The 11,635-nt window shown below is 60.8% G+C and carries 13 protein-coding genes; 8 read left to right on the forward strand and 5 right to left on the reverse strand.

Going from position 1 to position 11,635, the window contains the following annotated elements:
* Positions 1-112 precede the first annotated feature (112 nt).
* The 5 genes from cobA to CV013_RS06640 are packed head-to-tail and all read left to right on the forward strand — an operon-like array spanning position 113 to position 4,006.
* Complete coding sequence (gene cobA, locus CV013_RS06620; protein WP_102154440.1) at positions 113-871, forward strand: uroporphyrinogen-III C-methyltransferase; 759 nt, start codon at positions 113-115, stop codon at positions 869-871.
* A complete protein-coding gene (locus tag CV013_RS06625; RefSeq protein ID WP_102154441.1) occupies positions 868-1,167 on the forward strand; it encodes a DUF2849 domain-containing protein in 300 nt (99 codons plus the stop codon). Before cobA ends, CV013_RS06625 begins: the two co-directional genes overlap by 4 nt.
* Positions 1,167-2,795, forward strand: coding sequence for a nitrite/sulfite reductase (locus CV013_RS06630; protein ID WP_102154442.1), 1,629 nt, complete (start codon positions 1,167-1,169; stop codon positions 2,793-2,795). Before CV013_RS06625 ends, CV013_RS06630 begins: the two co-directional genes overlap by 1 nt.
* Complete coding sequence (locus CV013_RS06635) at positions 2,788-3,213, forward strand: DUF934 domain-containing protein (protein ID WP_102154443.1); 426 nt, start codon at positions 2,788-2,790, stop codon at positions 3,211-3,213. The genes CV013_RS06630 and CV013_RS06635 overlap by 8 nt, the downstream gene beginning before the upstream one ends.
* On the forward strand, positions 3,206-4,006 hold the full coding sequence (locus CV013_RS06640) for a phosphoadenylyl-sulfate reductase (RefSeq protein WP_102154444.1): 801 nt from the start codon (positions 3,206-3,208) through the stop codon (positions 4,004-4,006). The genes CV013_RS06635 and CV013_RS06640 overlap by 8 nt, the downstream gene beginning before the upstream one ends.
* A gap of 28 nt (positions 4,007-4,034) precedes the next feature.
* On the opposite strand, the gene CV013_RS06645 is transcribed toward CV013_RS06640, so the two are convergent.
* Positions 4,035-4,709 (reverse strand): thermonuclease family protein, encoded by a 675-nt coding sequence (locus CV013_RS06645; RefSeq protein WP_102154445.1) that lies wholly within the window; start codon positions 4,707-4,709, stop codon positions 4,035-4,037.
* A gap of 222 nt (positions 4,710-4,931) precedes the next feature.
* Positions 4,932-5,540 carry a CDP-diacylglycerol--glycerol-3-phosphate 3-phosphatidyltransferase gene (gene pgsA, locus CV013_RS06650; RefSeq protein WP_102154446.1) on the reverse strand — a complete coding sequence of 203 codons (609 nt, stop codon included), beginning with the start codon at positions 5,538-5,540 and terminating at the stop codon, positions 4,932-4,934.
* Between the two features lie 148 nt (positions 5,541-5,688).
* Between pgsA and CV013_RS06655 the strand changes: the two genes are divergently transcribed.
* Positions 5,689-7,062, forward strand: a complete 1,374-nt coding sequence (locus tag CV013_RS06655; protein WP_102154447.1) for an MFS transporter — start codon at positions 5,689-5,691, stop codon at positions 7,060-7,062.
* Between the two features lie 11 nt (positions 7,063-7,073).
* Here the strand turns inward: CV013_RS06655 and CV013_RS06660 are convergent, their stop codons facing one another.
* Positions 7,074-7,283 carry a hypothetical protein gene (locus tag CV013_RS06660; protein ID WP_102154448.1) on the reverse strand — a complete coding sequence of 70 codons (210 nt, stop codon included), beginning with the start codon at positions 7,281-7,283 and terminating at the stop codon, positions 7,074-7,076.
* Between the two features lie 108 nt (positions 7,284-7,391).
* Between CV013_RS06660 and CV013_RS06665 the strand changes: the two genes are divergently transcribed.
* Positions 7,392-9,065, forward strand: a complete 1,674-nt coding sequence (locus CV013_RS06665) for a thiamine pyrophosphate-binding protein (protein WP_223805261.1) — start codon at positions 7,392-7,394, stop codon at positions 9,063-9,065.
* A gap of 66 nt (positions 9,066-9,131) precedes the next feature.
* Here the strand turns inward: CV013_RS06665 and CV013_RS06670 are convergent, their stop codons facing one another.
* Positions 9,132-9,302, reverse strand: a complete 171-nt coding sequence (locus tag CV013_RS06670; protein ID WP_102154449.1) for a CsbD family protein — start codon at positions 9,300-9,302, stop codon at positions 9,132-9,134.
* A gap of 87 nt (positions 9,303-9,389) precedes the next feature.
* A complete protein-coding gene (locus tag CV013_RS06675; protein WP_223805260.1) occupies positions 9,390-9,806 on the reverse strand; it encodes an EVE domain-containing protein in 417 nt (138 codons plus the stop codon).
* 131 nt (positions 9,807-9,937) lie between these two features.
* Here CV013_RS06675 and CV013_RS06680 point away from each other — a divergent pair, with 131 nt between their 5' ends.
* Positions 9,938-11,590, forward strand: coding sequence for a putative bifunctional diguanylate cyclase/phosphodiesterase (locus CV013_RS06680; protein WP_102154450.1), 1,653 nt, complete (start codon positions 9,938-9,940; stop codon positions 11,588-11,590).
* Positions 11,591-11,635 lie beyond the last annotated feature (45 nt).

Here is an 11,635-nt window from a genome sequence, read left to right on the forward strand (position 1 = left end):
CTGGCATAGTTCCGCTTCGCGACCGGGTAACGGAGCTTTCAAAAACTTTGCTTGCCGACCGGACATGGTTTCTCGGTGGCGCGTATGACGCGACGCAGCCATTTGGCATTGCATGGAAAAAATCGGCACAGTCTATCTCGTCGGCGCGGGGCCGGGTGATCCCGACCTGTTGACCTTGCGCGCTGCGCGGCTGATCGAACGGGCAGAGATTCTGGTGCACGACGGGCTGATCGAACCCGCCGTGCTCGCCCTCGCTCCCGATAACGCGACACTGATATCGGTGGCCAAGCGGCGGGCGCATCACACGCTGCCTCAGGAGGATATCTGTGCCCTGCTGATCCGCGAAGCGCAGGCAGGCCGCAATGTCGTGCGACTGAAAGGCGGCGATCCGTTCGTGTTCGGTCGCGGCGGTGAAGAGGCGGAGGCTTGCCGAGCCGCCGGGGTTCCGGTGTCTGTCGTGCCCGGCATCAGCGCCGCCAACGGTGCCGCTGCGGCAACGCAGATCGCGCTGACCCATCGCGATGCCGCCAGCGTGGTCAGCTTCGTCGCGGGCCAGTGCAAGGGTCTATCCGATCAGGACTGGGCCGGGCTGGCGGGCAAAGGGCGCACGCTGGTGATTTATATGGGCGTGAAGACCGCGCCTGCCATCGCGGAAAAGCTGATGGGCGATGGTCTCGCCCCCGATATGCCGCTGGCCATTATCGAAAACGCCTGCCGCCCGCAGATGCGTGTGCTGCGCGGGCCGCTGGCGGCCCTGCCCGATCTGGTCGAAAGCGGACGGGTGCAAAGCCCGGCGCTGATCGTGATCGGGGAAGTCACCGCGCGCGAAGATAGCGCGCTCGCCACTCTCGCGCTGGAGGCGCAGCAATGAAAATCGTTACCGGAAACGACCTGAAAACCGGCGCAGTCACCTGGTGGACCGGCAGCGACTGGTCGATCCATGTCGACGATGCCGTCGACGCGGGCGATCAGGCCGAAACCATCGCCGCGCGCGAAGAAGCGGCGCGCAACGTCAACTCCCCTTATGTGATCGAAGCAGTGACCGATGCCGACGGCAAAGTCCGCCCCGCCCACATCAAGGACCGTATTCGCGCGCTCGGCCCCACCGTGCGCCCCGACCTTACTCTCAAGCCGGCCGACCCCACTGCGGGCAACTGGGTGATCTGATGTACAAATACGACCAATACGATCAGGCGATGGTGGATGCCCGCGTCGCGGAATTCCGCGATCAGGTGCGCCGCCGCGTCGAAGGCCGCATTACCGAAGACCAGTTCAAGCCGCTGCGGCTGCAGAACGGGCTCTATCTCCAGCTCCACGCCTATATGCTGCGGGTGGCGGTGCCGTATGGCACGCTCAGTTCCGCGCAGATGCATGCGTTGGCCGATATCGCGGACAAGTACGACCGTGGATACGGGCACTTCACCACCCGGCAGAACATTCAGTATAACTGGATCAAGCTGGAGGATACGCCCGACATTCTCGCCGATCTGGCGAAAGTCGAAATGCACGCGATCCAGACCAGCGGCAATTGCATCCGCAATATCAGTTCGGATCATTACGCGGGCGCCACCGCGGACGAACTGATCGATCCGCGCCCGTATGCCGAACTGCTGCGTCAATGGTCGAGCTTCCACCCGGAATTCCTCGCCCTGCCGCGCAAGTTCAAGATCTGCGTTATCGCCAGCGAGGCCGATCGCGCGGCGATGAAGTTGCACGATATCGGCATTCGCATCGTGAAAAACGACAGCGGAGAAATCGGCGCGGCATTCTATGTCGGCGGCGGCATGGGCCGCACACCGATGATCGCGCCATGCATCAACCCGTTCGTCCCGCTCGATCAACTGGTGACTTACTGCGAGGCGTGCCTGCGAGTTTACAACCGCTATGGCCGCCGCGACAACAAGTACAAGGCGCGGATCAAGATCCTCGTCCACGAACTCGGTGCTGCGGAATATACCCGGCAGGTGGAGGAAGAGTTCGCCCACCTGCTGACGCAGGATATCGAACCTCCGCTGGCCGAGCTGGAGCGTATCTCCACCTATTTCGCGTCACCCGCGTTCGAAACCGGGTTGAGCGATGATATCGACCGGTCGGACCCGGATTTCGCACTGTGGGTCGATACCAACACCGTGCCGCACAAGGCGCCGGGCTATGTCTCGGCCGTTATCAGCCTGAAGCCGGCTGGTGGCATTCCCGGCGATGCCAGTGCCGAACAGATGCACCTGATCGCTGACCTGACGAAGCAGTACAGCTTCGACGAATGCAGGGTGACCCACACGCAGAACATCGTGCTGCCTCACGTGAAGAAGGCCGATCTCCACGCGCTCTGGACCTCCTTGGAGGCGGCCGGGCTTGGCGCTGCCAACCTCGACCGCATAGGCGATATCATCGCCTGCCCCGGCCTCGATTATTGCAGCCTTGCCAATGCCCGCTCCATCCCGGTGGCACAGAAAATTTCCGAACGCCTGTCACCCAGATCGGCGGAACTGGGCGAACTGAAAGTGAAGATCAGCGGCTGCATCAACGCCTGCGGCCACCATCACGCCGGCCATATCGGTGTGCTGGGCGTCGATAAGAAGGGGGTTGAAAACTACCAGCTCCTGCTCGGTGGAAGCGAGGCTGACGATACCTCGCTCGGCAAAATCACCGGCCCTGGCTTCGACGAAGCGGGAATTGTCGATGCCGTGGAAAAGGCCACCGAAGTGTATCTGGCGCAACGCACCGACGGCGAACGCTTCCTCGACACATACCGCCGCATTGGCATCAACCCTTTCAAAGAGGCGCTTTATGGCTGATCTGCTCCGTTTTCGCGATGACGAGCCGGTCGATCACCCGGCGGTGACGGTCGATGCCTATCTCGAACAAAGCAATGCCGCCGCTGTGCGGATCGAACCGGGCGACGATGCCCGCGCATTGATCCCGCATCTGGACGGGTTGCGACTGGTCGAAGTCAATTTCCCCGCCTTCACCGACGGGCGCGGCTATTCCGCGGCACGTATCCTGCGCGAAGCGGGCTATACCGGCGAAATGCGCGCGGTGGGCGATGTGCTGATCGATCAGCTTTCGGCCATGCGCCGCTGCGGGTTCGATGCGTTCGAGCCCGACAAACCGCTCGATCCCGAAGAAGCGAAAGCCGCGCTCGCAACCTGGCCGCAAGTCTATCAGACCGCCGCCGACGGACGCGCGCCGATCTGGAAACTGCGTCATGGCTGAAGCCGATCCCATCCGCCTGCGCGACCGGATCGACACAGGTGCGCGCTATACCGATGACGATGCGATCACGCTCAACCGCCGGTTTCGCGGCGCGGATACCCGCGCGTTGCTCGATGCCGTACTCAACGAAGGGATCGCCGGGCGGGTTGCCGCGGTTTCCAGCTTCGGCGCGGAAAGCGCGGTGCTGTTGCATCAGGTGGCGCAAGTCGCGCCCAACACACCGGTGCTGTTCCTCGACACAGGCAAGCATTTCCCCGAAACGATTGCCTATCGCGATGAACTGGTCGCGCGCCTCGGGCTGACCAATCTGGTTATTCTGGAACCCGATCCGGCTGAACTTGCCGCCAAAGACGAGACGGGCCTGCGCTGGTCTTACGATCCCGACGGGTGCTGCGAAATCCGCAAAGTCCGCCCGCTGGAAAAAACGCTGGCGCGGTTCGATGCCTCGCTGACCGGGCGCAAGGCCTTTCAGTCGAGCACCCGCGCGATGCTGCCACGGTTCGAAATCGATACTGCCGATACGCTGGGGCGGCTGAAGATCAATCCGCTGATCGACTGGCAGGCCGATGCGCTGGCTGCTTATATCGCGGAGCATGACTTGCCGCCGCATCCGCTGGTGGCGCAGGGTTATCCCTCCATCGGTTGTTCCCCCTGCACCAGCAAAGTCGCGCCGGGCGAAGACCCGCGTTCGGGCCGCTGGAAGGGTTGGGACAAGACCGAATGCGGCATCCACTCGCCCGCGCAGCCTGATAGCGATGGCGATCTCCCTCCGGGTTACGAACCGGCATTCTGATCGCGCCATTCAGTCCTGATGAAACCAATCAGCGCCGCCTGCGATAGGGTTCGCAGGCGATGCCATCGTTGTCGCCATCCATTTCCGGGCGATACCCCGGTTGCCCGCGATAAATCGGCGCGGCACCGGCAGCCCGTGCCTCGCGGCAATTGCGATAATAGACCTGCGATCGTGCCGGACGCTCTGCCGCGACGGGCGCGCGCGGTTTGGGCGGCGCAAACTCCTTCGCGTGCGCGGCGCGATAATCCGCCGGGGTCTGGAATTCCGACCCCCAGATGCCTGCCTTCATCGCCTTCGCGCCTGCTTCGGGTGCGGTGTAAGCATCGCTGAACTGCCGCAGTGCAATCGCCAGCCCGGCCCGCACCATCGTTTCGCTCAGATCGCGATTGCCGACGGTGCACTTCGCCACCATCCGGCCGTATCGGTCGATAGAGATTTGTTGGCAGGATACTTCCTTGCCATCGATCAGGTGCGCCAGCACCGCAGTCGCTTCCTGTCCGCACGCCCATGTCTCACCCGCCCGCGCGCAGGTCTGCGATTTTTCCGGCGCGTCGATGCCGAACAGGCGCACGCGGGCGCCGGTCATTGCCAAAGTATCCCCGTCGACCGCCGTCGCCGGGCCACGGATAACAGCCGCCTCCGCCAGCGAAGACCAGCCAAGCGACAAGCTAACGAACAACAGCAGGGCACGCGAATAACTCATCAAGCCGAGTTATCGCGGCGGTCTTAATTATCGGTTTGCAGCCCCAGTTGGGGAATGGGGCTGCCTGCTTTCCTACAGGCCTGCGATTATGCCACTAATCATCGCATGAACCTGCCCCAATCCCTTGGTATTTCTTATGAAAACGACCCATGGAGAAGGCGGGTTTTTCTTCTTCTGGACAGTGTAACATGTGGTCCATGTCTCCGCCCGAACGGACGAGAATCAGTCCATGTGTTTGAGGCCAACGCGCAGGTAATCCCACCCGGTAATCAGAGTCAGGACGGCAGCCGCCCACAGGCAGGTCAGGCCGGTCAGGTGGATCCAGTTGTTCGCCAGCGTGCCGCAATTGTCGTACACCGAATGGCACGGCGGCCCGTTGACCGCGCCACCAAGGATCAGGGCACCCAGGCTGATGAGCTGGAACGTCGTCTTCCACTTGGCAAGCTTCGACACCGGAATCGACACCTGAGTTCCCCCGAGAAATTCGCGCAGACCGGATACGGCAATTTCACGGATCAGGATAATCAGCCCGGCAATCACGTGCAGATCGCCAACATACGGCCCGCGCATATAGCCTTGCGCTGCCAGCACCAGAATGACCGCAGCCACCATGATCTTGTCCGCAATCGGATCGAGAAAGATGCCCAGCTTGCTGACAGTACCCTGCGCCCGCGCCAGATAGCCATCGAGATAATCGGTAAAGGCAATGATGCAGTACACCACAAAGCCCAAGGCATAGCCAAAGTGCCAGTCCGGCCACCACAGCAGGAACGCCAGCAGCGGCACCGCGAGAATGCGCGACAACGTGAGGATGTTGGGCAGCGTAAGCATCGGCGCGATCGGTTCCCCCTTACCAGTTACCTCGCCCTAGCTGAATGTCGGGCCGGGAAAAACCCACCTTCGCCCCCACCTTTGCCCTTGTCCGGCTCGTGTCATCGGCTAGAGCCGCAAACGACCACGGAAGCAACCGGCAGGATCGATGACAGTTTCGACACATCTCGTGCGTACGCGGCGGTTCCTGCCGTTGTTCGTGACCCAGTTGCTCAATGCCTTCAACGACAACCTGTTCAAGACCGCGATGGTCCTGTTCGTGGTCTATTCGCTGTACTCCTCCCCCGAAGCGGAGGGGATGTTCTCAGCAGTGGCATCGGCGCTGTTCATCCTGCCGTTCTTCCTGTTTTCCGCATTGGCGGGGCAACTGGCCGATATGCGCGACAAAGCGCGGATCATCCGCATGGTGAAGGCGGCGGAAATCGCGATCATGCTGGTGGGCGGGCTCGGCCTCGCTATCGCCTGGCAGGATGTGGAGTGCGGCAAGGCAGCCTCGGCGGCCGGCGTGCAGTGCTTTGTCGCGCCGCATCCCTTTGTCGCATCGCTCTCGATCCCGCTGATGCTGACTGCGCTGTTCGCGATGGGGGTGCATTCGACTTTCTTCGGCCCGATCAAATACGCGATCCTGCCGCAGCATCTGAAAGACAACGAAGTGCTGGCGGGCACCGGACTGGTCGAGGCGGGCACTTATATCGCAATCCTGTTCGGCACGATTCTGGCGGGCTGGATACCGGTGGAAGCGGCCGCGGCGGGCGTCGTGCTGACGGCAATGGTCGGCTATATGGTATCGCGCAAGGTGCCTGCTGCCCCGGCGCAGGGTGCTGTCGAACCGCTCGATTTCCACCTGATCCGCAGTTCGGTATCGCTGGTGCGCCAGACTATGCACGATCGGCGCGTATTCCTCGCGATCATGGCGATCAGCTTTTTCTGGACCATCGGCGCGGTCCTGTTCATCGTCTTCCCGCCTCTGGCCAAGAATGTGCTGACCGCCAGCAAGGAAGTGGCCAGCCTGTTCCTGGTGATCTTCTCGGTCGGGGTGGCAATCGGCTCGGTATCGGTCAACGCGCTGCTCAAGGGCAAAGTGTCTGCACGTTACTCCCCGGCGTCGGTGATCGTTATGGGGCTGTTCGTGCTGGCGTTCTTCTTCGTCTGCGAAGCATGGACTCCGGAACCGCCGGGCACACTGATGGACGTCCCCACCTTCGTCACCCATTCGATGGCAGTGCCACTGCTGCTGTGCCTGCTGGGCATTGCGATTGCCGGGGGCATGTTCGTGGTGCCGCTTTATGCGTTTCTGACCACTTTCGTCCCCAAGACTCAGACCGCGCGTACCATCGCGGCGAACAACATAGTCAATTCAGGAGCAATGGTGGTGGGATCGCTGCTGGCCACGGGCTTGAGCGCAGCCGGACTGGACATCCTGCACCATCTGCTGCTGGCCGCGGCGATGTGTATCTATTCGGCCTGGCTGGGCTGGAAACTGTACAAGGCGGAACAGCCGCCGATCGATGCAACGGCCTGAAGGCGACCCGCTTACATGAAGAAGACGAGCACCATCGCAAAACAGGCGAGATAGGTGGCTCCGAACGTGCTGACATCTCCGCGTGTCAGCGCCCAACTCTCAGTCCGGTTCAATCGCACCGGGTCCGGTTCGATTTGCCTGAAGACATGCGGTGGCAGGCTGGCCCGGAACGGGTGCCGTGCGAAATCGCTGGTCAGGACAAGAGAGCGCCGCTTCATCATGCTGTCTTAACTAAATGGTAACCATATCGCTCCCGTAAATTCAACGGTGTCGCGAGTTGGGACATTAGCCCGATTGCCCGACCCCGCACCCCTCGCTAAACCCGGATCATGATCACCAGCCAAACCTCCACCACCGCCGCCCGCCTGCTCGTCGATTGCCTGCGTGTGCAGGGATGCGACCGTGCCTTCACCGTTCCGGGGGAAAGCTTTCTGCAAGTGCTCGATGCGCTGCACGATTGCGAAGAGATCGATCTCGTCACCTGCCGTCAGGAAGGCGGCGTTACATTCATGGCCTGTGCCGATGGCACGATGACGGGGCGGCCCGGTGTGGCCTTCGTCACGCGCGGACCTGGGGCCACCAATGCCAGCATCGGGGTGCACGTGGCACATCAGGATTCGCAGCCGATGATCCTGTTCGTGGGCGACGTCGATCGTGGAATGCGTGATCGGGAGGGATTTCAGGAGGTCGACTTTCAGGCGTTCTTTGGCCCCATCTGCAAATGGGCCGCGCGGATCGACGATGCATCGCGCATCCCCGAATACATCGCCCGCGCATGGTCGGTCGCGATGTCGGGGCGCCCCGGCCCGGTCGTCCTCGCCTTACCCGAAGACATGTTGTGGGACGAAACAACCGCCACGCCCCGTCCAGCCGTCACGCGCCCCGCGCAGCCGCCCTGCCCGGATTCGCTACAGGCGCTCAATGCGCTGATTGGGGATGCCGCATCGCCGGTGGCAATCGTTGGCGGTGCAGGCTGGAATGCCAAGGCACGCGAATACTTCGCTCAGTGGGCCGAACGGATTGGCCTTCCCGTTGCAACGGCATTCCGGCGGCAGGATGCCATTCCGCCTTCCAGCCCGGTGTACGCAGGCAATCTTGGCTATGGCCCCAATCCCAAACTCGTCGAACGGGTAAAGAATGCAGACCTGATCGTCGCGGTCGGCGCACGATTGGGCGAAGCCACCACCGATGGTTACACCCTGCCGACGCCAGAACATCCCGGCCAGTTGCTTGTCCATATCCATCCCGATCCCAACGAACTGGGGCGCGTCTATCGCACCGATCTGGCGATCTGCGCCGATATGGCCGAATTCGCAGAAAGCGCGGCGCTGTGGGACGATGGCGATACGATCCCGTTCGATGCCGGGGCCGATGCTCACGCCGAATGGGTCGAATGGTCGACGCCCAAGCCGGGCGAATATGCGCTCGATCTCGCCAGCTGCGTGGGGTTCATGCGCGATCTGCTGCCCGGCGATACAGTGATCTGTAATGGCGCAGGCAACTTTTCCGGGTGGTGGCATCGGTATTGGCGATACGATGGCTTCCCCACGCAGCTCGCCCCCACGGCCGGTGCGATGGGCTATGGTGTGCCAGCCGCTGTTGCCGCCGCGCGTCGCTTGCCCGAACGCACTGTGGTCGCGTTGGCAGGCGATGGCGACTTCCTGATGAACGGGCAGGAGTTAGCGACTGCGATCCAGCACGAATGCGACATGCTGGTGATCCTCGTCGACAACGGCGCATACGGCACGATCCGCATGCATCAGGAGCGGGAGTTCCCCGGTCGCGTCTCCGGCACGGTACTGGCGAACCCCGACTTTGCCGCTCTGGCAAAGGCCTACGGCTGTTGGTCGGCGCGAGTCGAAACTACAGATGAGTTCAAATCGGCTCTCACCGAGGCAAAGGGCCTCAAAGGCGTGCGCTTGCTGCATTGCCTTATCGATGTGGAGCAACTGGCTGCCAGCGGCGCGACCGTTTCCGGGCTTCGCGCCAAGGCCAAAGCATAGGATCAGGGACATAGAAAAAGGGCCGCCCTGTTTCGGAGCGGCCCCATCCCAAACTGACAAGCGCAATCAGATCTTGTCGCCGAGCGCACCTTTCACTTTGCCCTTCACCTGTTGGGCTTCGCCCTTCAGTTCCTGAACGCGACCTTCGGCGCGGGTGTCGGGATTGCCGCTCTGCTGTTTGACGTTACCGATCGCTTCGTTGGCAATGCCTTTTGCCTTGTCTTTGAGTTCGCCCATGGCGTGCCTCCATCGTTGGTTCTGGCGACAGCACAATTGCCGTCGTTGCACCTCACCAACGGGCAACACGATCAGCAAGTTCCCACCTTAAGCACTTGCCATAGAAAGAATTTTTTCCCACTCGTCTGGCCGCAACTCGGCCACGGACAGGCGCGAAAGGCGGACCAATTCGGTCTCCTCAAGCGTTGGTTCCGACTTGATCTGTTTGAGCGTCACGGGGTTGGGTAATTTCTCAACCGGCTTCACTTTTACAGCCGCCCATTTGCCCTCCGGATCGGTCGGATCGGTGATCCCGGCAACGGAAATTTCGACGATCCCTACGATCTCTTTGCCAATGTTCGAATGATAGAAAAACGCCCGGTCGCCCACTTCCATTGCGGCGAGGTTGTTCTTCGCACGATGATTGCGAACGCCGTCCCATGTGCCTTCGCCCTCTGCAACGAGATCGTCCCAACTATAAGCATCGGGTTCGGACTTCATCAGCCAGTATCGGGCCACGCTCATTCCTTTCTAACATTCGCGCCTCCAAACCGCAGGAAACTGCTTTTCGGGCGCTTAACACTATTTTCAAACACATAAGCGATAGGTGCTCTTCCGCAACGCGAGGGTAGCACTTTGCACCCCGGAAGGAGTAAATGTCTCAGGTCGAGAATCAACCGGCCAATACAGTGGCCAGCACCGAACGCGACCCGGTCGCGCTGGGCATCGCAGTATCGGCAATCATTTTGTTTGTCGCCACTGGAGGCATGGTCCTGCCACAGGTCATCCGTTCATGGAACGGTGTCGGCACAGCGCCCGATCCGATGCTGGTATCGACGCTCCTGCTCAATATCGCTTTAGTTATTTTCGGATGGCGGCGATATTCGGAACTGACCGCCGAGATTTCCGAACGCCGCCAGGCCGAAACGCTTGCCCGACAGCTGGCAGAAATCGATCCGCTAACAGGCACACTCAACCGGCGCTCCATCGCCAAAGCAACCAATGAATTGATGGCCAGCACCGCCGCCGAAGGACGGGCACTGGCCTTCATCGTTCTCGATCTCGATAACTTCAAATCGATCAACGATTACAATGGGCACAAGGCAGGCGACCTCCTGCTCCAGACGACAGCGAAGCGCATCGAGGCATTGCTTCCTTCCAACGGCCTCACCGCCCGGCTCGGCGGGGATGAATTTGCGTGCATCGTCCCGTTCGATCCCAACAGTCCCGACCAGATCGATCAGGTGGCAACATTGCTGATCGAACGCACAGCGCAACCAATCGATTACGAAGGCGCCTCGTTAGAGATCACCGTTTCGGTCGGTTTGTCAGCCACGAGTGGCCCGCAAGCCCATCACAAGACTGCCGCCACTGCAGCGGACCTGCTGCACTACGCCGACATTGCGATGTTTCATGCCAAAAAACACGGCAAAAACCGTTACTTCTGGTTTGAGCCCGTGATGGAAACCGAACTGCGGTTTCGCGGCGAGATGGAGGTAGGCATTCGTCACGGGATAACCGCTGGCGAATTCGTGCCATATTATGAACAGCAGATCGATCTGGAAACCGGGAAGCTGGCCGGGTTCGAAATGCTGGCGCGCTGGAACTCTCCGACATTCGGGCTCGTGCGGCCTGACGTCTTCATCCCGATTGCGGAAGAAATCGGCCTGATTTCCCCGCTTAGTGAATCGCTCATCGAACAGGCGTTGCAAGATGCCAAAACGTGGGATCCCAGTCTGACCCTTTCGGTCAACATCTCCCCGGTGCAGTTACGCGATCCGTGGTTTTCCCAGCGCATTCTCAAGCTGTTGGTTAAGCACAACTTTCCCCCTCAGCGGCTCGATATCGAAATTACCGAAAGCTGCCTGCACGAAAATGTCGGGGTGGTGCGTTCGATGATTACCAGCCTGAAGAATCAGGGCGTCACCATCAGTCTGGACGATTTCGGCACGGGCTATTCGAGTTTGGCCCAGCTTCGCTCCCTCCCGTTCGACCGGATCAAGATCGACCGCAGCTTCGTAACCGAATTAAAGGACACGAATGCGAGCGCCAAAATCATCCGCGCGATCATTTCGCTGGGTGACGGACTGGAAATGCCGATTACTGCCGAAGGGATCGAGGATATCAACATTCTCAATACCCTAAAAGCAATGGGGCGGCTCAAAGGTCAGGGCTATCTGTACGGCAAGCCTGAAGATGCATCGAGCGTACATCAACGTCTTGAGCGCGAAAATCTTCTGTCCTGCAAGAAGCAACCCGAAAGCGCCGAGAGCGACAGCAGCACAGGCCCGCAACGTCGGGTTGTGTGATCCGTCCCACTGGACGGAGGGAGAAGGGACGCATAAATACGCGCA

The organism is Tsuneonella flava (assembly GCF_002870965.1).
Taxonomy (GTDB): domain Bacteria; phylum Pseudomonadota; class Alphaproteobacteria; order Sphingomonadales; family Sphingomonadaceae; genus Tsuneonella; species Tsuneonella flava.